The sequence below is a fragment of the Shewanella sp. Iso12 genome, from assembly GCF_012030025.1.
In the GTDB taxonomy this organism is placed as follows: domain Bacteria; phylum Pseudomonadota; class Gammaproteobacteria; order Enterobacterales; family Shewanellaceae; genus Shewanella; species Shewanella algae.
In genome coordinates this window covers 152,451-174,391 of record NZ_JAAUHW010000012.1, presented here as the reverse complement: position 1 = coordinate 174,391, position 21,941 = coordinate 152,451, and the positions used below count along the sequence as shown (strand labels likewise).

18 protein-coding genes are annotated in these 21,941 nt (G+C 56.9%); 9 read left to right on the top strand and 9 right to left on the bottom strand.

Annotation, left to right across the window (positions count from 1 at the left end; all coding sequences use genetic code 11):
• Positions 1-18 precede the first annotated feature (18 nt).
• Positions 19-2,064: a TonB-dependent receptor gene (locus HCX89_RS18190; protein ID WP_167716934.1), complete on the bottom strand. Its 2,046-nt coding sequence runs from the start codon at positions 2,062-2,064 to the stop codon at positions 19-21.
• A 106-nt stretch (positions 2,065-2,170) separates the two neighbouring features.
• Positions 2,171-2,788, bottom strand: a complete 618-nt coding sequence (locus HCX89_RS18185; RefSeq protein WP_257579186.1) for a response regulator transcription factor — start codon at positions 2,786-2,788, stop codon at positions 2,171-2,173.
• Between the two features lie 236 nt (positions 2,789-3,024).
• Between HCX89_RS18185 and HCX89_RS18180 the strand changes: the two genes are divergently transcribed.
• Positions 3,025-4,791, top strand: coding sequence for a PhnD/SsuA/transferrin family substrate-binding protein (locus HCX89_RS18180; protein WP_101058637.1), 1,767 nt, complete (start codon positions 3,025-3,027; stop codon positions 4,789-4,791).
• Positions 4,792-4,855: 64 nt separating this feature from the next.
• Here the strand turns inward: HCX89_RS18180 and HCX89_RS18175 are convergent, their stop codons facing one another.
• Positions 4,856-5,767: a LysR family transcriptional regulator gene (locus HCX89_RS18175; RefSeq protein ID WP_025010203.1), complete on the bottom strand. Its 912-nt coding sequence runs from the start codon at positions 5,765-5,767 to the stop codon at positions 4,856-4,858.
• A 119-nt stretch (positions 5,768-5,886) separates the two neighbouring features.
• Between HCX89_RS18175 and HCX89_RS18170 the strand changes: the two genes are divergently transcribed.
• The 3 genes from HCX89_RS18170 to HCX89_RS18160 are packed head-to-tail and all read left to right on the top strand — an operon-like array spanning position 5,887 to position 8,594.
• Entirely contained in the window at positions 5,887-6,993 is a 1,107-nt protein-coding gene (locus HCX89_RS18170; protein ID WP_167716932.1) for an alkene reductase, read from the top strand.
• Positions 6,990-7,571, top strand: a complete 582-nt coding sequence (locus HCX89_RS18165; protein ID WP_167716930.1) for an ester cyclase — start codon at positions 6,990-6,992, stop codon at positions 7,569-7,571. Before HCX89_RS18170 ends, HCX89_RS18165 begins: the two co-directional genes overlap by 4 nt.
• A 12-nt stretch (positions 7,572-7,583) precedes the next feature.
• Positions 7,584-8,594: a polysaccharide deacetylase family protein gene (locus tag HCX89_RS18160; protein ID WP_025010201.1), complete on the top strand. Its 1,011-nt coding sequence runs from the start codon at positions 7,584-7,586 to the stop codon at positions 8,592-8,594.
• An 88-nt stretch (positions 8,595-8,682) separates the two neighbouring features.
• Here the strand turns inward: HCX89_RS18160 and HCX89_RS18155 are convergent, their stop codons facing one another.
• From HCX89_RS18155 to HCX89_RS18140, 4 genes are all read right to left on the bottom strand, one after another.
• Complete coding sequence (locus HCX89_RS18155; protein WP_167716928.1) at positions 8,683-9,825, bottom strand: putative sulfate/molybdate transporter; 1,143 nt, start codon at positions 9,823-9,825, stop codon at positions 8,683-8,685.
• A gap of 291 nt (positions 9,826-10,116) precedes the next feature.
• Positions 10,117-11,517 carry a tetrathionate reductase family octaheme c-type cytochrome gene (locus HCX89_RS18150; RefSeq protein WP_167716925.1) on the bottom strand — a complete coding sequence of 467 codons (1,401 nt, stop codon included), beginning with the start codon at positions 11,515-11,517 and terminating at the stop codon, positions 10,117-10,119.
• Between the two features lie 12 nt (positions 11,518-11,529).
• On the bottom strand, positions 11,530-13,257 hold the full coding sequence (locus tag HCX89_RS18145; RefSeq protein WP_167716923.1) for a DUF3373 domain-containing protein: 1,728 nt from the start codon (positions 13,255-13,257) through the stop codon (positions 11,530-11,532).
• A 109-nt stretch (positions 13,258-13,366) separates the two neighbouring features.
• A complete protein-coding gene (locus HCX89_RS18140; protein ID WP_025010197.1) occupies positions 13,367-13,693 on the bottom strand; it encodes a cytochrome c in 327 nt (108 codons plus the stop codon).
• Positions 13,694-14,261: 568 nt separating this feature from the next.
• Between HCX89_RS18140 and phsA the strand changes: the two genes are divergently transcribed.
• The 4 genes from phsA to HCX89_RS18120 all read left to right on the top strand — a co-directional run bounded on the left by phsA (position 14,262) and on the right by HCX89_RS18120 (position 19,412).
• Positions 14,262-16,541 (top strand): thiosulfate reductase PhsA, encoded by a 2,280-nt coding sequence (gene phsA / locus HCX89_RS18135; protein WP_167716921.1) that lies wholly within the window; start codon positions 14,262-14,264, stop codon positions 16,539-16,541.
• 12 nt (positions 16,542-16,553) lie between these two features.
• Entirely contained in the window at positions 16,554-17,126 is a 573-nt protein-coding gene (locus HCX89_RS18130; RefSeq protein ID WP_025010195.1) for a 4Fe-4S dicluster domain-containing protein, read from the top strand.
• Positions 17,123-18,067 carry an NrfD/PsrC family molybdoenzyme membrane anchor subunit gene (gene nrfD / locus HCX89_RS18125; protein WP_044735268.1) on the top strand — a complete coding sequence of 315 codons (945 nt, stop codon included), beginning with the start codon at positions 17,123-17,125 and terminating at the stop codon, positions 18,065-18,067. Before HCX89_RS18130 ends, nrfD begins: the two co-directional genes overlap by 4 nt.
• Positions 18,068-18,218: 151 nt before the next feature.
• Entirely contained in the window at positions 18,219-19,412 is a 1,194-nt protein-coding gene (locus HCX89_RS18120) for a conjugal transfer protein TraF (RefSeq protein ID WP_167716919.1), read from the top strand.
• A 2-nt stretch (positions 19,413-19,414) separates the two neighbouring features.
• On the opposite strand, the gene HCX89_RS18115 is transcribed toward HCX89_RS18120, so the two are convergent.
• Positions 19,415-20,158, bottom strand: a complete 744-nt coding sequence (locus tag HCX89_RS18115; RefSeq protein WP_025010192.1) for a sulfite exporter TauE/SafE family protein — start codon at positions 20,156-20,158, stop codon at positions 19,415-19,417.
• 76 nt (positions 20,159-20,234) lie between these two features.
• Positions 20,235-20,549 carry a met regulon transcriptional regulator MetJ gene (gene metJ, locus HCX89_RS18110; RefSeq protein WP_025889629.1) on the bottom strand — a complete coding sequence of 105 codons (315 nt, stop codon included), beginning with the start codon at positions 20,547-20,549 and terminating at the stop codon, positions 20,235-20,237.
• A 215-nt stretch (positions 20,550-20,764) separates the two neighbouring features.
• Here metJ and metB point away from each other — a divergent pair, with 215 nt between their 5' ends.
• Positions 20,765-21,925: a cystathionine gamma-synthase gene (gene metB, locus HCX89_RS18105; RefSeq protein WP_167716917.1), complete on the top strand. Its 1,161-nt coding sequence runs from the start codon at positions 20,765-20,767 to the stop codon at positions 21,923-21,925.
• Positions 21,926-21,941 lie beyond the last annotated feature (16 nt).

The window sequence follows — 21,941 nt, the reverse complement described above, 5'->3', positions numbered from 1 at the left end:
CGGGCAACCGGGGCGCCCTTAAAAACGGTACTCGCCCATGACCCAGGCGTTGAGACCGGGTTGTGGCAAGCGCTCGCCAACGGCGATATCACCGCCCATTACCCGGTTATAACCGGCGAGATGATCGACATATTCTCTGTCCAGCAGATTATCGACCCCGGCCTTGAGCATAAAGCTGTCACCGCGGTAACCGGCCGCCAGATTCACCAAGCCATAGCCTGCAGTTTCCTGCTCCAGCTGAGTGGCCGAGACCTTATCCTGGGCGGCAACTGCTACTGTCTCCAGGCGGGCAAACCAGCTGCCCTGATCCCAGTTGAGTCCTAGAGTCAGGTTGGGTGGGGCGATACGGTAAAGCTTGTCTTCCACGTCGCGGCGCTCACCATAGGTATAGGCTGCCTGCAGATCCAGGCTCCACTGTTCATGCAACTGCCAGTGGGCATTGACATCCATGCCGTAGAGCAGGGCGTCGGTATTGCTGAACACCAAAGTGTTGGCATCGCCGGCGGCGATAACGGCAGGATCATCCGTGGGCAGGCCCTGAATATAGTTGTCTATCCTTTGGACAAATACCCTAGGGGTCAGGTTGAAATCCTGACGGTGTAAATCCAGCCCCAGCTCCAGTTGCCAGGCGGTTTCCAGCTCCAAGTCCATCTGGCCCACATAGGTTCGGCCATCGGCCAGGCCACCGGTGGACTGCATCGGCACCCAGAGATAGCGCTGTTGATAGCTGGCACTGGCCTGTTTACGCGCCAGGCCGATTATGGCATCCAGCTCACTGTCGATTTCAAAGCGGCCGTTGATCACCAAGTCCAGCCCGGTATCGTTTTGGCTGCGATCGGCCTGATTGAATCTGTCCATCAGGGTCTTGATTGCCGGTTTCATCGCCGCCATAGAGTGACTCACGGGATCGGCATCAAACCTGTAGTGTTTCACCCGGCTACCCAGTTGCCAGCTCCACCGGCCAAAATCCTGCTGCCATTGGGCGTAGAGGCTGTAAACACTGTCGTTGACACCGTTGAAGTTATCCACCCGGAACTTGCTGTTGCTGGGGTCTGTCACCACAGTGTCGTGTTCGGCATGGCGCCAATCCAAGCCAAATTCCCAGCTGTCTTTCGCCATTTGCCAATGGCCGTCGAAACTCTTGGAGTCGGCTATGGTGTAGCGTGGTGCCATGGTAGGCATTTTCATCCGTAGGCTGAAGTTGTCCATGCCGTGGCGGGCATCGCTGTAGCCCAGATGCCAGCGCGTTTGCCAATCGGCCAGCAGGTGCTCACCACTGAGCTTGAATCTGTCGGTGCGGATATAGTCGATATCCATCGGCAGCGCCGGGGTGGCGGCATCTGTGGTTTCCAGATGCTGGAACGAGAAGGCTATCGACTCGTCATCGGCGTTGCTGTCGGCCAGGTTGAACCTGTATTCACCGCCGAACACCTGCTTGTCGTAGACCCCTGGCAGCAGTCGGTGGTTATCGCCGCTCTCGGGCACATCATTGCCCTTGAACAAGTCGCCATACAGCATGAGTGCCTGCCGCTCGCCGCCGAAGTTGCTCTTGACGCCGATGCGGCTCTGCTCGCCATTGTGCTGGTATTGGCCGCTGACCAGGCCGCTGATCTCATCGAAACGAGCCTGGGACTCCACTACCCGGATGCTGCCACCCAAGGTATCGACGCCGCTGGCGACCGGGGCTATGCCGCGATCCAGCTCTAACTGCTCAGTGATCACAGGTACGGCATAGCTCAGGGGGGTATCCATGGCGTTGGGACCGGCACCGGCCATGCTCATGCCGCCGACCTGGGTTTCGACTCTATCGCCAAAGAGGCCACGATACTGGGCTATGCCGGTTAGTGGACCGTTACTGTTGACGTTGGCGCCGGGCAGTGACTTGAGCAGACCACTGATATCGGCCTTGGGCGCGGTGGCTTCTGGCGAGGTCTGCAGCACGCTGCTCTGTACGCTGCCGCGCACCACCAGCACTTCCATGGGAGAATCACTGGCCTTGGCGGCTGAGCCCAGACCGATTATTGGCAGTAAAGCCAGAGCGAGAGGAGAAGGTGAAAAGCGCATATCTTATTGATTTTGGTTGTTTTGAATGACCCATTTTGGGTCTTGTGCGCGGATGGGGCAAAGCTAAACAGCCAAAGTGCGACAAGCTGTCGCACCCGGGATAGGGTCAAACCAAGGGGGTGAACTTAATCAGTTCGGCAATACTGTGAACACCAAGCTTTTTCATGATCTTGGCGCGATGTACTTCTATGGTTCGCAGCGATAGATAGAGAGCTTCGGACATCTGTTTATTGGTCATTCCCTGCACCAGCAGCTGCAGTACCTGCTGCTCCCTCTCGGTCAGGGTGGCGTATTTCTGCTGCAGTTGCTGCTGTTCATGGGTCTTGAGGCTGTAGTCGAAGGCTTTTTCGATGGCGGCGGCCAGCGCCTTGCCGGCAACCGGTTTCTGGAAAAAGTCGCAGGCTCCCTGACGAAAGGCATCAACGGCCATCGGCAGATCGCCATGGCCGGTGAGAAAGATGATCCCCAAGGGGCTGTTGGCCTCCAATAATCTCTGCTGTACCTGCTGGCCGGTGAGTTCCGGCATGCGGCTGTCGAGGATTACGCAGCCAGGCGCCTCCAATTCGGCGGCCTGGAGAAATGCCTGGCCGCTGTCAAAGGCTTGCAGCCGGTAACCGAACTGGCTCAGCATAAAGCCGAGTGAATCCCGAACGGCGGCATCGTCGTCCACCAAATAAAGCTCTGTGTCAGTCACATACTTGCCTCTCTCGAGTGAATAAGCCAATCCTAATCTTTGTCGCGACTGGGCTCAAACCCGGTTGTTGGCTTTTAGAGCCAGATCACTGAGGTGTTGGCCGACATTTGCCCTCCATCAAGTTATTTTTTCGCCGTCTGTATTAGCTTATCTTCATGGATGAAAGGGGAGTTGGAATGGCCAGAATATTAATCTTGATACTGTTGTTGGGGGCCGGGTGTGCTTCGGCTTCGGCGCAACTGTATGAACCGGCGACCGATGCCGAAATGGGTGACGAGCCCATAGAGGCTGTGTTCCGTGTCGGGGTACTGGCCAATCACGGGGTTGCCCAGGCAAAAGAGAGATGGCGCCCCATGATGCGTTATCTCAGCCAACAGCTGCCCGGCAATCGTTTCGAGGTGGAGCCGCTGACCTTTGATCAAATGAGCCAGCAACTGCTGGAGCACAGGATCCACTTTATTGTGACCAACCCGGGGCAGTATCTTAGCCTCAGCAGCAAGCTGCCCCTGTCCTGGCTGGCCACCATGCGCAGCCGTAAGCATCAGGGAACCACCTTTGCCATCAGCTCGGCGATCATAGTGCGGGCCGACAGCCCGGTGCGTAATATTGAGGAGCTGCGCGGCGCCACTGTGGTGGCCAGCGATCCTCAGGCGCTGGGAGGATATCAGGCGACAGTAGGCTTGCTGAATAAGCGTGGCTTTGCCGCCAAGCGTTTTTTCGGTGAGGTGCGTTTTCTGGGGTTTCCGCTGGAGCCTCTGGTTTACCAGGTGCGTGACCGCACAGTGGATGCCGCCATCACCCCCTTCTGTACCCTGGAAGAGATGGTGGAAACCGGCTTGGTGCAGCGCCAGGACTATCGGGTGATCAACGGCGTCAAGCCCGAGGGCTATGACTGTGAAACCAGCAGTGCCCTCTATCCCAACTGGTCATTTGCCGCCTCGGACCTGGTGCCCAGCCATATCACCCAGGCGGTGACCCGGGCGCTGTTCGACTTGCCTTCCGACTCTGAAGCGGCGATCAAGGCCGACACCATGGGCTGGACAGCTCCTATCAGTCAGCTCAAGGTGATCAAACTGTATGAGGAGCTGGATCTCCACGGCGGTCCACCCCCTTTGTATGAAGCTGCCATCGACTGGGTACGCAAGAACAAGGAGTGGGGCGGAGCGCTGCTGTTACTGTTTCTGATCTCCACTCTCTACCACCTGTGGCTGGAGTACAAGTTCCGCCAGAAGAGTGAATTCTTGCTGGCAACAGAGCGACAACTGCGGGATAAAGAGTTGCAACTGGAACGAATGCAGAGTGCCGCTATTCTGGGCGAAATTGGCGCCGGGCTGGCGCATGAGCTCAACCAGCCGATTGCCGCCATTACCCAATACAGCGAAGGCGCCATGATGGTGCTGGAGCAGCGCGCCGCCGAGGGCTGTGGCGAGCGCGCCGATGCCATGCGTGAGGTGCTGACCAAGATCAATAATCAGTCTATCCGCGCTGGGGCCGTGGTGCATCGTATTCGCGGCTTGTTGCGTCGGCGCCGGGCAGAATCTGAGCCTGTGGTGATAGAGTCGCTGCTCAGGGATGCACTGGCGCTGTTTCAGCGGCCGATGGAGCAGCAGGGCGTCGAGCTCAAAATAAGTCGTCGCGGGCCGGAGCGGCCATTGCTGGGGGATGCAGTGGGGCTGAGTCAGATGCTGGTTAACTTGCTGAAAAATGCCATGGATGCCCTGGATGCGGTATCGGGTAAACGGGAGATCCAACTCAAACTCGACTATCAGGCCGCGCCCCCAGCCGCCGGGACCAAGGGAGAGTGGTTGCTGTTGGAACTCTTGGATACAGGCACGGGGTTGAGCGCCTCGGCGGCGGAATTAATGCTGTCTTTCGCCACCACCAAGGAGGATGGATTGGGGCTGGGATTGGCTATCTGCCGCGACGTGGTGACCCAGCATAATGGTCATCTGGAGCTGGAAAACCGCCGCGAGTGCCGCGGCTGCCGAGTGCGGGTGTGGCTGCCTCTGGGGGCAACAGCCCTGAGCGAATAAAAGCCCAGAGCGAATAGAAAGCCCGGCGCTAATCCAGGCAACGCTGCGCAAGAATGGGCTCGGTTCAAATCAACGGAAAGCGCCGCTCAAATGTCTGAAACCTGTCGGCCAGAAAATCTATCACCCGCCGCACCTTGAAGCTGGGGTAGTCGGTATGCAGGTACAGGATTTGCAGCGGCACAGTTTCGCATTGCTGGGGCGAAAAAAGGTTAATCAGCCGCCCGGCATGCACATCTTCGGCGACATCCAACCAGCTCTTGAAGGCGATACCCTGGCCCTCCAGGGCCCAGTCGCGAATGACGGCGCCATCATTGGCTATTCGCCTGCCTTTCACCTCGACGGCCAATGGGTTACCGGCTTCCGTGAAGCCCCAGCGTTGCCAAGGTTCACCGCCACGATTGAGTATCAGCACCTTATGCTGGCTCAGTTCATGGGGCGTCTTGGGCCGACCATATTGGGCCAGATACTCAGGCGAGGCCACCGCCACCCTGTGCACATACAATAGATGCCGCCGCATCAGGCTTGAGTCGCTCAAATGGCCGTACCTCAGCGCCAGGTGAACATTCTGGCCGATGAGATCTGTCAGCTGATCGCCGAAGAAATACTGCAGTGACAACTCGGGCGCCCCGGCCATCAGTTGGTCCAGCCAGGGACGTATCAGGCTGCGGCCCAAGTCCGAAGGCAGTGCCAACCTGACTTCCCCTTTGAGCTCACCGCGGCTTTCCGCCAACGCCATGGCGGCGTTGTCCAAAAGCCCCATCGCCTGACGGGCGGCATCGACAAACACTTGTCCCTCTTCGGTGAGCTGCAGTCGCCGGGTGGAGCGGGCAAACAACTGGCTGCCCAGCTTCTTTTCCAGCCGCTGCAGTGCGGCACTGGCGGCGGCCGGGGTCATGCCCAGCTCGCGTCCGGCGGCAGACAGGCTCTGAAGTTCGGCCACCCGTAAGGCCAGTTGCAGATCATTGAGATGATACATTCAAAAATTATTTGAAAATAAGTTAAGTAATAGCCCAATTATCAATCAAGTTCGAAAGATAGACAATGAGCCTGTGAAGTGTTCCGGCGAGCTCGCCATTCAGTCATCAGGAGTTTCATATGTCACTGTTCGTTCCATATTCCCTCAAGGGATTGTATCTGTCCAATCGGGTGGTCATGGCCCCCATGACGCGTTCGCGCACCAGTCAACCGTGCAATATTCCCAATGCCATGATGGCGGAATACTACCGTCAGCGCGCCTCGGCAGGGCTTATCATCACAGAAGCCACCCAGATTTCCGACGATAGCCAGGGCTATTCCTTTACACCCGGGATCTACACCCAAGAGCAGCTGCAGGGGTGGCGTTTGGTTACCCGCGCCGTGCATGACGCCGGGGGACGAATCTTCAATCAGCTTTGGCATGTTGGCAGGGTGTCTCACCCCGTATTCCAGAAGGGAGAAGCGCCGATAGCCCCTTCGGCCATAGCACCGACGGCGACTCAGGTGTGGGTTTCAAACGGCAGTGATGGCGGCCAGATGGTGGATTGTCCGGAACCCAGAGCCATGACCCAGGCTGATATCGACCGGGTTGTGAATGATTTTGCCAATGCCGCAGTCAATGCCGTTGAAGCGGGTTTTGATGGCATTGAGGTACATGGTGGCAACGGTTATCTGATCGATCAGTTTCTGCGGACCAACTCCAATAAGCGTAACGATGCTTACGGCGGCACTAAGGCCAACAGAGTGCGTTTCCTGCTGCAGGTGGTAGATGCCATCGCCGAACGCATAGGCCCGGAGCGGGTGGGGATTCGCCTGGCGCCCTATGTCACCTTTAAGGATATGGCTTGCCCGGAAATCGTCGACACCATACTCCTGGCGGCAGCCGAGCTTAACAAGCGAGGAGTCGCTTATCTGCACTTGTCTGAAGCCGATTGGGACGATGCTCCTGAGATTCCCGAAAGCTTTCGTCGCAGCCTGCGTCATGCCTTTCCAGGCTGCATCATGGTTGCCGGTCGCTACGATCTTGAGCGCGCCGAAACAGTATTGGAGCAAGGCTATGCCGATCTAGTGGCCTTTGGCCGCCCCTTTATCTCCAACCCGGATCTGCCCAAACGTTTACAGCTCGGTAAGCCGCTGGCGCCGCTCGGCACGGGCCCACTGTTTGGAGGCGGCGCCGAGGGATACACAGATTATCCGGCGTTGCAGCCTCTTGAGGTGGGTCAATGAAGCGGGAAAGCCCGGCGATCAATGCGTCTCGGGCCGTGAGCCGCGCCGCCATTTGGCCGGCCTTGCTCTGTAGCGCTCTGGCCTTAAGTGCTGCATCAGTAGTGGCCAGACCGGCTGCTTTGGCAACAAACCTGCCAGTGCCCAAGGTTCTGTTGACAGATGGCAGTCAGGCTGAGGCCGAGATTGTTCAGGCGGCCCGTCTTTACGCCGCATTTTGGAACAGTGGCGATCCGGCCTTTGCCCGTGCAGCCCTGAGTGAGCACTTTGTCGATCGTACACTGCCAAGCGGGCGGCCCCAGGGACTTGGCGGGGTATTACAGGCATCAGAGGGCTTCAGACAGGCGGTGCCGGATCTCAGCGCTGAGATTGAGCATCTCCTGGTGGCCGATGACTATGTCACTGTGCGTCTGAGGTTTCGTGGTCATTTCAGTGGCCAATTTGGCGAACAGCAGGGTCAGGGGCAGGCGATAAATTTTCAGTCGGTGGATCTCTACCGGGTTAAGCAAGGCCGTATTACAGACAACTGGCATCTGGAAGACTATCAGAGTCTTTTCTCCCAGATGAATCTCAAGCCTTAAGGAGCAAAGAGTATGCATTCACGCAGACAATTTTTAATGGCCGGCGGCGCTCTGGCTGCCGGTTTGGGTCTAAGTCAAACCGCCGTGGCCGCTGGTGGTATGAGCACGCCCATGTTGCTTCCAGGGGCTGCGGCCGCTGATGGCAAAAATAACCCAGCAGGCAAGCGCCATTTCTGGCCCAATGGTGAGCGCCTGGTTATCTCCATCTCAATGCAGTTTGAAGCGGGAGCCCAAGGGGCAAATGCCGAAGGGCCGTTTCCCCCCATGGAGCCGGGTTATGTTGATACCATCACGCCGACTTGGTACGCCTACGGCATGAATGAGGGGATCCCTCGGCTTTTGCGACTGTGGGACAAACACGGTATCAAGGTGACGTCGCACATGGTGGGGCGGGCTGCCGAACTGGCTCCTGAGCTTGCCAGAGCCGTGGCCGAGCATGGTCATGAGATCTCCGGCCATGGTCAGAGTTGGACGCCGCAGTACAGCATGAGTGAAGCCGAAGAGCGCGGCTCCTATGAGCAGAGTATTGCCACTCTGGAGCGGATCACCGGCCAGCGGCCGTTGGGGTTCAACGCCTTTTGGATGCGGCATACCCCCAAGACGCTGGAGATACTGCAGCAGCTCGGTTTTATCTACCACATAGATGATCTGGGCCGCGACGAGCCGTCGCTGATCCCTGTCAAAGGAAAGCCGTTTGCCGTGGTGCCCTATAGCCTGCGCAACAACGATATAGGCCGCTTCGGCGGCAATACAGCCATGACAGCCGCGGCCTTCCTGCAGGAACTCAAGGATGAATTTGACTGCCTTTATCTCGAAGGGGCAGACCGCAGACGCATGATGTCCATCAGTGTTCACGACAGGATAGGCGGTGCCCCCGGAATCGTCAGCGCACTCAATTCCTTCCTCGAGTATGCCAAGTCTCATGCAGATGTAGGTTTTATGCGTAAGGATGAGATTGCCAGGTGGGCCTTGAGCCAAAACGATGTGCCGCTTAATCCGCCGCGACGCTTCCCGGCAGGCTAGGTGGCCCTGCAGATAACGCCTTCCATCGAGTCTAAAGCCACCATCCCGGGCTCAGTTTGAACCGGGATGGTGGCTTTGTGGATTGAGATCAGCGCAGTGCGCTTAGGGTTTGCCACTGACGGCGGCCGAATTCCAGCACCACACCTACAGCCAGACCGGCGGCGGCATTGACGGCCAGGCTCACCACAGCGGTCGCCAGGATAACAAAGATACAGAAAGGCTTGCCGTCCAAGAGGCGTTTGGACCAGGCCAACTGCAAGCCGGCGGTGGACAGCAGACTACCGAGAATAGCCAGCGGAATAAGGCTCAGCAGCCAGGCCACGTTTTCCCCCCAGGAGAGGGCTATTAGCAGGCAACTGCCGCCGAAGATCAGCGGCGCCCATAGGTGGCGGGCACCGAAATGGTATTGCACCGCCAACCCACCGGCACCGTGGCACATGGCCGAAGCACCGAAGGGGCTCAGCAGCAGATTGGCCAGGCCAGAGCTGGTGGCAAAGGCCTTGGGGCTGAAACGCTTGCTGTCTTCGGGGAACTTCTCTTTGGCCATTACTGAGGTGGCGATAACGGCATTGGTCAAAGTCAACGCCAGTTGCGGCAGCACCAACAGGGTCGCCGCGGCGCCCCAGTCATTTAACTCGGGCCAGCTCAAGTGCCAAGGCGTGTTGTTGAACACAAAGCTGCTGTCGCTGCCGCCTTGCTGGTATTGCCACAGCATGCCGAGGGCAATCACCAAGGGCATGGCCAGATAGCGCAGCGGGATAAAGCGGGCAAAGAAAATCAGTGCGAAGGCGCCGAATCCCAGCACAGGCTCGTCGGCCATCATCTTGAAACCCATCCACAACAGCTGCAGCCCTATGGCCAGTTGGATACCGACACTGACAGCCTGGGATATTTGCCGCGACAGCCAACTGATGGCGCCGGAGGCCGCCAGTACCAGCAGTATTACTCCCATCAGCATGGCGCTGGCTTGCATCATGCTGGGTGTCAGCCCCTGGGCGATGACCAGGGCGGCAATCACCTTCATGGGTTGCACGGGAATGGGGCGGCGATAAAACAGGGCTGTGGCCAGGGCAAAGAGACCGAAACCGAGAAAAATGCCTTGGGGAGAAAACTGATTCAGGGCGATCAGCCCAAGCACCAGAGGAAGAAAGGTTCCCAGATCGGCAAAGGCGCCGCTGAGCTCACCCAGGGAGCGGTTTAATGAGGAAAAAGTCTTGCCTTTTGTTGTCATTGCACTTGCCACAGAAAAGGATGCCCAGACAACGCAAGAAAAATGCCATTTTTTGTAGGGAGTTGCATCATCAATGACCCGAATTTACCGTCATAGTCTAATTCAGTGTAGTGCCGCTTGGACACTTTGGCCCGATTCTGGGTCTAAATGTCTTTTTTGGGGATAAGTGGCATCTCGTTTGGAGAGTACCAGATGAGAGAGTGGCAGATGAGAGAGTAACAGATGAGAGTGACCGGCTCCCGGGAGGCAGGGAGATGCGGGAGCCGGTCTTCAGGGCTTGCCTGAATCTGCTCAGCGGGCGTGGCGGACGCCGCCTTTGTGCTTCATGGGGTCGCCCTCATAGCCCAGCGCCTGCCAGTCGAGGCGGTCACCGCCATTGTGGCAGTCGGCGCACTTGAGCGCTTCACTCTTGGGCGAGACCATGTGGTTGATACGCCACCACATTTCGGTTTGAGCAAAGCCGTACTGACCGCTATAGCTGATGCCCTTGGCCTGCATGGGCTCGCTGGCGGCCATCCCTAAGCGAATCGCCTTATCCCAGTCAAACTCAGACCAGAAACCGCCCTTGCCATAGGTCTTGGGATTGAGCAGCATCTTGTTGACCTTGTCGTACACCTGCTTGCCTGTGTGCACCTTGAAGGGGTAGATCTTCGCCTTGGGATCCTGAATGTCACCCAGGGGGAAGGTCAGACGGGTGACCTGCTCGGGATCCATCTTGTCACCGGCCATATAGGCATCGGCGCGGCCGTTGTACCAGGCGTAGCTGGGCTTGACCATCTTGCCCCAAACGAAGCTGCCCTTTTTCTTGGCGTAGCTGTGACGACCATATTGATCCAGGCTCTCTTCCCTGTCTTCACCGGCAGTTGACCAGTCCCAGTGCAGCTTGGTGGGTTCATGGCGGGCAAAGAAGGGAATGTGGCAGGTCTGACAGGCCACAGTGGCTGCGTGCTTGTTTAGCTGTTTGTTGCCGTGTGGCGCACTGTCGTGGCAATTGTCACAGCCGATATGATCTTCACCACCTGGGGACACCCCCATGGCGTTACCGCTGATCATATGTTTCTGGGTGGTGTGGCAGTCCTGACACTGGAAGTCGTTGCCGTCGCTGTCCATATGCACATCCGTGGCCTTGTCCGGGTAGGCCATGGAGGAGTCGAGATCGCCATGCTTGACCGCATCTCCGCCGCCACCATAGAAGTGGCAGCTGCCGCAGTTATCCCGCACCGGCTTGCCGACATTCTGGGCGACCCGCAGCAGATCCACCGTCTTGAATACCTCTCCGGCCGCGACGGGATCTTTAACATAGGTGCCCGTGGTGTCATGGCACACCAGGCAGTCCACCTTGGTCTTGTCCTTGAAGTCGAAGCTGTTGTCTTTCCAGCCGTAACCGGCATGGCAGCCTGTACAGCGTGGTTCGTTACCGGCGATGGAAACACAGAAGTTGTTGATGGAGTTTTTCTTGCCCCGTTTGACTGTGCGTCCGGGCAGTTCCTGCCCCAGCTCCCAGGTCCAGTGGGATGACAGCATAAAGTCATCGGCGTCCTTTTCATGGCACTCAAGACAGGCCTGGGTCACTTCCGAGCCTGTGTTGAAGGGGCCCTTGAGCACCTCTTTGTGGGGGCCGCCGGCCTGGGCTGGGCTCAGGAGGCCGAGCCAGAGTGCCGTGGCTATAAATGGCAGATAAAATGTTTTCATCTGTGTTCCTCCCTAGAAATTCACTGTCAGTGAGGCGTTGATATCCAGCGCCGTATCCACCACAGGCAATAGCGAATAGGCGCTGCCGTCCAGCACATCATCCACCTTCACAGGTGCACCCACGGGCGTGCCGGAACCTGTGTATTCATAGTCGTAGTAGAGCCCCGCCAGCTTGATAAACATCCTGGGGTTGATGTCGAAGATGTAGTAGGCCTCGGCCACATGGCCGCGGGTGGCCAGCTTGCTGCCGACCGGGTCGTCCTGGGCCTGGGTGAAGGGCGTCCAGTACTTGGAGCCATAGTTGTATTCCAGACCGAACTTGCCGTAAGGCGCCGGGATCTGCATGCCGATATAGATGCCGTAACCATCGTGGGAGGCATCGGACTCGGCGCTGGATGGCACCATCAGCAGTTCATCGCCACTGCTGTTGAGCTCTGCCTGGAACACGGCGTCGGTCAACATGCCGCCGAACATGCCGGCGTTGCCGTTGCTCTCGCCGCGGGTCCAGCCGAAGGAGGCAAACAGCTTGAGATCGTCATCGGACTCATAGGCATAGCCCAGGCCGCCCAGGTACATGTCGCCTATGACCCCGCTGGGTTGCACCCGGGTAACAAAGTTGAAGTTGTCGAATTTCTGCAGATCGCTGTAGAGGGTGGGGGCGAAAATCCCGGCCAACTCGTTGGGGAAGGCCATGGTGCCCTTGAAGCCGTCGTTGATGTCCCGCGCGGCAAACAGGGTCAGTTGCAGGAAGTGGTTACCGTCGTTGATCACATCAATGTTGAAACCGCCCAGATGGGTGTCCTTGCTGACGGTATCGCCATAAAGCTCGCCATTGCCCCATTGGGACTCAAAGCCTTGACCGTAACAGAAACGCACCACTTGGCCTTCTATCCCGGTGAGCTCTCCAAGCTTGTAGCCCAGAGTGGCGCCGTCAAAGTTGAAGTTGACCAGGTGCCCGGAAGGGATGCCGCCACGTTTTTCATTTTCCCGGTAGTGGCTCGGCGGGCCATAGGTGGAGGGACGACGGCCGACAGACAGATAAAACTCGCTGCCGCCGATGTTTTTCCAGTCAAAGTAGGCGCGCTCGACCCGCAGCCAGTCGCCACTGGGGTTGCCTGAGTTGGTGCCGTCCATGGTGAAAGAGCGCCAGGAATCAAACACCTGCACACCGGTGGAATCGCCCCAGTCCTTGAACATGGTCAGGCGTCCGGCAAAGCTGACGTTGTCCCATACCTTGGCCTTGATATCGAGCCGCAGCCGGGTGGTGTAGAAGATGTCATTGTCTATGTCGCCACTGCTATAAGGCGCCAGCACATAGGGCATAACGCCCTGCAGTTGTCCCTGGGCAAAGGCGTTGGCCAGCTCAGGGTTGGCGGCCATCATCTTGCCAAGGGGCGAGGTGGGATCCATGGGGTTGCCCAGTTCGCCGGCCATGGCTTTGGCGCCGAAGTTGTTGAAGTCCATCTTGATCGCCGGATGCCAGGTGACATTGCCATAGTGCAGCGAGTGGGCTCGGGTACGAAAGTCGCCGCTGATCTCCAGCCGATCGAGCGCCGTGTGCCGCTCTGTCTTGTCCACCCGGCTGTTGAGTATATCCAGCTCTTCGGTGATCTCCTGCAGTTGCTGTTTAAGCTCGCGGATCTTGGTGCTGTCATCCAGTTCCCCGGCCTGGAGCTGGGGGCTGCCGAGCAGAGCCAAACCCAGAGCCTGGGCCACCGCCAGTGCGATAAGAGTACGCATAGTTGATTCTCCTGACCGGCCTTGCCGGTCGTTTTCAGGCAGCAAGCAGCCCTGGGGTAACCCCATACTTGGCTTACTGACTGTTAATGAGTTAAGTGATTACGCGCTATCAACCGCAGGTCTGGGGTTGATCCGAGTCGGCGGCATGGTCGTACAGGAACTGTTGAATATCCTTGAGTTCCTGCTCAGTTAAAGGCTGAAACGCCTCGGGTTTGGCTTTGTGTTTGTCTCTGGCGAAGAATCTGTCCCATTGGCTCATGGTCTTGCTCATGGGAGTCAGTTCGCCGCCTATGCCTGCTTTGCTGTGACACTCTTTACAGACTTTCTTGTACAGGTGTTTGCCTTTCTTGGGGTTGCCGCCGTCGGCTGCGGTGGCGCCTGTGGCCAATGCACAGGCTAAAAGCAGAAGGCCGAGTTTGCTGCTGGTGTTCATCATCTATTCCTCTGGGGTGACCGCCCGCTCCGTTAATGGGCTGTTGTTTTATGTGTCCTTGCGGTTGTCAATTTAGCAATCCTGAGGTGCGTCAGCTTTGAACTGGATCACCTTCATAAAAATAATCTAATTGATAAAAATATCATTGAAATAAATCTAATGAATTGGGTGGTTTTATACTTGCAATGTATTGATTTATTTGTTTTTAATCTTTATCTGTTGACCTGTTAGAGAAGCCGTGAGTGGGATTTATAGCGGTTTTTTAGGCGTGATCAGCTTAACGTTTGTGAATATTTGTCGCGGCTAAAGTTGCATTTGTTAACTCTTGGAGTGCATCTACAGACTCTTTTCTCATCAATCTGGGGCAGGATTCCCTTCACACTTTCACGCCCTTTCCGGCGTCTTTGCGGGGGCTGGATCACACTCGCTCCCCCTATGTGGTTTACCACAATACCCACAGAAATTTAATGGGTAAACAATGAGCTCAAGCCGCTGTAGTCAAGCGGAATCCAATTCAAACAATAACCTGTGTGAGCGACCTTTTCCCAAGGGGGAGAGGATGGAGGTAACCATGATAGAGCTTGATAGGCGCACCTTTCTGAAAGGGGCTGGAGCCGGAGGGGCAACCTGTGCCCTGGCCGGAGTTCTGCCCGGTTCGCTGGCGGCTTTGGGGCGTAGCCCACTGACCGGCAGTGCCACTGAAATTGCCAGTATGTGTGAGATGTGTTCAACCCGTTGCCCGATTTCGGCGCGGATTGTTGATGGCAAAAACGTCTTTATCAGCGGTAACAAAGAAGCCAAATCATTCGGCGGCAAGGTCTGTGCCCGTGGTGGCGCCGGTCATAGTCTGCTGTACGATCCACAAAGGATCGTCAAACCACTCAAGCGCGTCGGTGAGCGCGGCGAAGGCAAGTGGGCCGAAATCAGCTGGCAGGAAGCCTATCAAACCATCGCCAGCAAGCTGAATCAAATCAAGGCCGAGCATGGCCCTGAAGCCGTGGCGTTTTCCTCCAAGTCAGGCTCGCTGTCCGGACACCTGTTCTATTTGGGGCAGGCTTACGGCAGCCCCAACTCCTTTACCCATAACACCACTTGCCCAGGCGGTTATGTGGTCGCCGCCAAGGCGATGTTCGGTACCAAGGTGAAGCGGGATCTCTCCAACTCCAAGTACATCATCAACTTCGGTCATAACCTCTATGAGGGGATCAATATGTCCGAGACCCGAGGTCTGATGAAGGCCCAGGCCGACAAAGGCGCCAAGTTGGTGGTGTTTGAACCCAGGTTCTCTGTGGTGGCCGATAAGGCCGATGAGTGGTATGCCATTCGTCCCGGCTCGGATGTGGCCGTGGCCCTGGCGCTGTGCCATGTGCTGATTGCCGACAACCTTTATGACAAGGCCTTTATCGAGCGCTATGTTGAAGGTTTTGAGGCCTTTGCCGCCGAGGTTAAAGCCTACACCCCTGATTGGGCTGAGAAAATTTCCGACGTACCCGCCGCAGATATCCGCCGTATTGCTCATGAGTATGCCGCCGCTGCACCCCATGCCGTGGTCGACTTTGGCCACAGATCTACCTTCACTCCGGAAGAGTTCGATATGCGCCGGGCGCTGTACGCCGCCAACGTGCTGATCGGCAACCTGGAGCGTAAGGGTGGCCTCTACATGGGTAAGAAGGCCGGCAGCTACAACAAGTTTGCCGGTGAGGCTGTGGCCCCTGAGCTGGGTAAGCCGGGCGTCAAACTGCCCAAGCCGCAAGCCAAACGCATCGACCAGATGGATGAGCAGTTTGCCATGGCCTGGTCCGGCGGTGGTATCTATCAGTCAATCATAGATGCGACTCTGGAAGCCAAGCCTTACCAACTGCGAGCCTGGGTCATGAGCCGCACCAACCCCATGCAGACCATGACCGACCGCGCCAAGGTGGTTGAGAGCCTGAAGAAGATGGAGTTTGTGGTTTCCTGTGATGTCTATATTAGTGAAACCGCCGCCTGGGCCGACATCATACTGCCCGAGTGTACTTATCTGGAGCGGGATGAAGAGGTGGCCGACAAGTCCGGCAAGAACCCGGCCTACTACCTGCGTCAGCAAGTGGTGGATGTGATTGGCGATGCCAAGCCTTCCTGGCAAATTTTCCGTGAACTGGGCATAGAGATGGGCCTGGAGCAGTACTATCCCTGGGAAAACATGGAAACCCTGCAATTCCTGCAGGTGAATAAAGACGCCAAGCTGCTGCAGCACATCAAGGACAAGGGCTTTGTCAGCTACGGCAAACCGCTGATGCTGCGCGAACCCAAGATGGTGGCCGATTTTGTTGCCGCCTACCCCAACGCCAGAGCCGTGGATGAAGACGGTACTTACGGCAGCGCGCTCAAGTTCAAGACCCCCAGTGGCAAGATTGAACTGACCTCCGCCAAGGTGGAAGACATGGCGCCTGGACGCGGCACTATCGCCTATCGCGAAGTGACCCTGAAACAGCCGGACGAGCTCTACTTTATTCAGGGCAAGGTGGCGGTGCATACCAATGGCGCGACCCACAATGTGCCTATGCTGGCCAACCTGATGTCCGACAACGCCGTCTGGATCCACCCGGACACCGCCGCCAAGCATGGCATTGAGAATGGGGATGCCATTCGCCTCACATCCAGTGTCGGCAGTGAAGAGGGCCATGCGCTGGTGACCAAGGGCATACGTCCCGACACTGTGTTCGCCTACATGGGCTTTGGCTCCAAGAACAAGGAGCTGGCACGGGCGACCGGCAAGGGCGTGCACTGCGGCAACCTGCTGCCCAACGTGACTGCACCTGTGTGCGGTATGAACGTACACACCACAGGTGTGAAGCTGGAAAAGGCATAAGGGGAGGCGAAGATGACTAAAAGATATGTGATGGTGCACGACGAGAATAAGTGCATCGGCTGTCAGGCCTGTAACGTCGCCTGCCGCAGCGAAAACGGTGTACCTGAGAGCGTAACTCGCCTGCAGGTACGGGTAGAAGGTCCATTCGGGGATGCGCCGCATCTGCACTTCAAGTATCACAGGGTGTCCTGTCAGCAGTGTGAAGATGCCCCTTGCGTCAAGGTCTGCCCTACCGGAGCGGCCTATGTGGGTGAGGATGGCATAGTCTCCATCAAGGCGGAAAAGTGTGTCGGTTGTATGTACTGTGTGGCAGCTTGCCCCTACAAAGTGCGCTTTATGAACCCGGAAACCAAGGTGGCCGACAAGTGCAACTTCTGTAAGGACACCCGACTGGCGCGCGGCGAACAACCCGCTTGTGTGACAGTATGTCCCACAGACGCCCTGGTGTTCGGTGATGCCAACGAGGCCGGCAGCGAGGTGGCGACTCTGCTCAACACCCGCGTGACTTATCAGGACAAGACCCATCTGGGAACCAAACCCAGAATCTACCGTATTCCTGTCAAGAGAGGGGGGATCCAATCATGAATAATACTTGGGGCGATATGACGCAATACGACCCTGTCACCTGGCACTGGGTCATAGCCGTTTACCTCTTCTTGGCGGGGTTGTCGGCGGGTAGTCTGTTGATTGGGATCGGGCTGCGTTGGGTGCAAAACAAGACAGAGGGTGACAGCGGCATTCTCAAGGCAGCAGCCTTGATAGCGCCAGTGGCTATCTGTCTGGGGATGTTGTGTCTGGTGTTTGACCTGACCAAGCCATTCCACTTCTGGCTGATTCTGATCAACTATAACCTGACCTCTGTCATGTCCATCGGGGTGTTGGCGCTGTTGGTTTACATTCCGCTGACCTTTGCCTATGCGCTGGTCGTGCTGAAAGATGATCTCGGCAACTGGGGCCTGGGTTTCCTCAAGGGGATTGCAGAATCACTGACTGGCCTGCGCAAGACCATGGAAGTGCTGCTGTTCGTGCTGGCGATTGTCGTGGGTGCCTATACCGGCTTCCTGATCTCTGCCATGAACGCCTACCCCATGCTGAACACTGCCGTCTTACCGGCACTGTTCCTGGTGTCCGGCTTGTCGGCCGGTGCGGCAGCCAACGCGGTAGTAGCACTGTTGCTGTTCAAGACAGACAAGCACTGCTCACAGCTGGGACGGATGCACGGTTTGGAATTGCCGGTAATGGCGGCAGAAATCCTGTTCCTGTTTATGCTGTTCTGCGCGCTCTACTTCAAGGGTGGCGCTGCTGCCGCCGCGCTGGCATCACTGACAAGCGGCGTCTGGGCCAGCGTGTTCTGGATTGGGGTTGTGGGTATAGGTTTTGGTATCCCGCTGCTTTCCATGCTGTTGCTGCCGGCGAGTACCCGTCACAGCAAGGGAGCCATGCTGGCGGTAGCCTGCTGCAGCCTGACCGGCGTGCTGGCACTTAGACACTTTATTCTCTATGCAGGTCAGAGCTATCTTGGTTAACAAGCACTTCTGAACCTGTTTGAGCCTCAGCCCGTATCATTTGGTACGGGCTTTTTTGTGTTTGATGCCATAGTTTCATCGAGATTTGGACTATCTTTAACCCAGGTAACCGCGTGTGTCAGGTTACAGATAAAAGCAAGAGGGTGATGAGATGAAACTGAGTCTTTTGACACTGCTTACCACGGGACTTGCCAGCACATTGGCACTGGCAGGTCAGGATGTTTATGAGGCCCGCTCAGATGCCATGGGCGGGGTTGCCGTGGCAGCCGGTAATCGTGAGGTGGCGGCCTTTTCCAATCCGGCACTGCTGGCTTTGCCTTCGCGCCGCAGCAATGACTTCAGTTTACTCATTCCAACCATCGGCGCCGATGGCGCCGATAAAGATCAGATGATCGATAAGTTTGATGCCCTGCAGGATAACTATGACGCCCTGGTTAATGCCATAGACGCCGCCGACACAGCGGCTATCGATGACTACCGAAAGCGCCTCAGTGGTGACTTGCAATCGCTGCAGGGCAATAGCGCTTACGTCAGTGCCGGTATCAATATGGCTTTGGTCATGCCCTCGGATGGTTTTAATTATGCCTTTGTATTCAAGAGTTATCTCGATGCCTTGGGAATAGCCGAAATCGCCGCCGCGGATATTGATGCCCTGGATAATCTGGACCCCAATAATCCGCCGGAAATCCAAGATTTGACCTCCCAAGGGCGAGTGGTGGCCGGGGCGGTTTCCGAGCTCGGGGTGGCCGTGAGCTATCCGCTATCTATCGTCAATATGCCGGTGACAGTGGGAGTCACCCCCAAGCTGCAACGGCTGGATAGTTTCAACTATGCCGTCAGCGCCAATAACTTCGATGCCGATGACTTCAACGATGATGATTATCGAAGCGATGACACTGGCTTTAACCTGGATATCGGTCTGGCATTCCAGCCATTGGATGGTTTGGTTATCGGTGTCAGTGGTCGCAACCTCATCAAGCGGGACTTGAGCAGCATAGAGGCCGGCGGCGTGCAGCTTACCTATCAGGTGAAACCTATGGTTACCGCAGGGGTGGCCTATGACTGGGCGGCCTTTTCACTCAGCAGCGACTTGGATCTTACCGACAACGACAAGTTTGCCGAGCTTGAGGGCAGCCGCTATTGGCGTTTGGGCGGTGAATACCGGCCTGCTGACTGGGTTGCTTTACGGCTCGGTTATCGCCAGGATCTCAATGATCACACCGCCGATCTTTATTCACTCGGGACAGGGTTCGCCATAGGCAACAGTTTCCGGCTGGATCTCACCGGCATGTTCGGCAGCGATGACGCCATAGGCGGCGTACTGCAAACCAGCTATCACTTCTAAAATTAACCGTTGATGAGCGCCAGGCTTGATTTGATGGTCAGCAACAGGGCGCTCAGCGCGCACAGCGCCAGCGTCAGGACTCGGGTCTTCTCTTTATCCACCCGGCCCACCAAGCGGCCAGCCACCAGAAAACCGAGAAATACCGAAGGCAGCAGCAACAGCGAAAGCCATAGGTGTCTCAAGGTCAAGAGGCCAAAACAGCCGAGAATAATCAAGGCTATCAATGAGCTGAAGATGAAGAAGGCCGACAGCGCTGCGCGGAACTGACTGGCATCCTTACCCGCCAGCAGCAGGGCCATCGGCGGTCCGCCTATGGCGGCCACGGTACCGAAGATCCCGGAAAATATCCCGGCGATAAACAGGCTGAGGCGGTTGATCTTGATGCTGTACTTTCTAAGGCTGAGGAATACGGCTACGGCCACAATCAGGGCTATGGTCAAGCCCAGAATAGGCTGCGGCGCCAGCAACAGCAGGGTGGCGCCAATCAGGCCGCCGGGGAGCCTCCCCAACAAGGCATATTGCAGGCCGTTGAATTCCAGGTGGCCACGCTCGCGTACCAGTGTCAGCAGGGCGATGGAAAACCCCATGGCGATAACAGGGGCAGGAACCAGTTCCGGATCGACGATATACAGCAAAGGTGTGGCTACCACGGCCAAGCCAAAGCCTATCAACGACTGGGTCAGGGCGCCGGTAAATATGATCAGGGACGCCAGTAGCAGGGTGACGGGATCTATCAGTGACAACATTCGCAAGCCCCAAAAAAGACAAGGATCGCACCGCGATCCTTGTTCAACTATAAGGTAATTCTGAGGGACAACACACTTACTCCATGTCTTCCCATTCTATGCCCATGGCATCCATCATGCGCTTGGCCTCTTCCGGGATGCTGTCGGGTTTGTCTTTGGACAAATCCCCATCGTTGGGCAGTGGCTGGCCGGTATAGGCATGCAGGAAGGCTTCGCACAGCAGTTCGCTGTTTGTGGCGTGCCGCAGGTTGTTTACCTGGCGCCGGGTGCGCTCATCGGTCAATACTTTCAGCACCTTCAACGGAATAGAGACAGTGATTTTTTTCACTTGCTCGTTCTTCTTGCCGTGTTCGGCATAAGGGCTGATGTATTCGCCATTCCATTCAGTCATTGATTCACCTGTGATCTCACTAATTCGCAGCAGATTTTAAACCCTTACAGGATACAGTCAAATGATTGCCTGCAAAATCTGTGCAATATGAACAGAAATCCATACATTTGGACGTCCAAACGTCTTGATGCCTATTGACGGCTGGATGGTCATTGGTTAGATTTAGACGTCCAGACATCTTTATGGTGTCGAACCTCAGCATTCAGGAGTCGATTATGACAGAGCGGCGATTAGCAACCACAGCGGTCCGGCAGGGCATCGAATCAGACAGCCAGCACGGGGCCGTGGTGCCACCCATCTATCTGTCGACCAACTATGCCTTTGATGGCCACACTCAGCCAAGAGCCTTTGATTACAGCCGCTCGGGTAATCCTACCCGCTCCATTCTGGGGGATGCCTTGGGGGAGCTGGAACAGGGCTGCAGTGCGGCAATCACAGCGACCGGCATGGCGGCCATTACTCTGGTGGTCAACCTGCTGGGGCCGGATGACCTCTTGTTGGTGCCCCATGACTGTTATGGCGGTAGCTATAGGCTGTTCACCAATCTGGCTGCCAAGGGCCAGTTTCGCTTGCAGGTTTTGGATCAAACCGACCCGCAAGCACTCGCCGCTGCCCTGGCGCAAAAGCCGCGCATGGTGTGGCTCGAGACGCCGTCCAATCCGCTGCTGCGGGTAGTGGATATTGCCGCTATTGCCGAGGCGGCCCACCAGCTGGGCGCATTGGTGGTGGTCGACAACACTTTTTTATCGCCGGCGCTGCAACAGCCTTTACTGTTGGGGGCCGATATAGTGGTGCACTCGACCACTAAATACATCAATGGCCACAGCGATGTGGTGGGCGGCGCCGTGATTGCCAAAGATCCTGAACTGGCAGAGCAGCTGCACTGGTGCTCCAACACGCTCGGGCTGAGCGGTGGCGCCTTCGACAGCTACCTGACCCTGCGTGGCCTGCGTACTCTGGCGCTGAGGATCCGCGAGCATCAGGCCAATGCCGAGCGCATAGTGGCGCTGCTGAGCCAGAGTCCCGTGGTAGACAAAGTTTACTATCCGGGGCTTAAGAGCCACCCAGGTCATGAGATTGCCGCCAGGCAGCAGAGTGGCTTTGGCGCTATGCTGAGTTTTGAGCTCAAGGGTGATGAGGCGCAGGTGGTTGCCTTCCTCGGCGCGCTCAGGCTGTTTTCCGTGGCCGAGAGCCTGGGAGGGGTTGAGAGCCTGGTGGCCGTGCCCGCCACTATGACCCACAGAGCCATGGCGTGTGATGCTCGCGCCGAAGCCGGTATTAAAGACACGCTTATCCGCTTGTCTGTGGGCATAGAAGATGGCCGGGATCTGCTGGATGATATCGCCGCCGGATTGGCTGCAGCCGCAAACTGTTGAATTGAAGGAGCTTGAG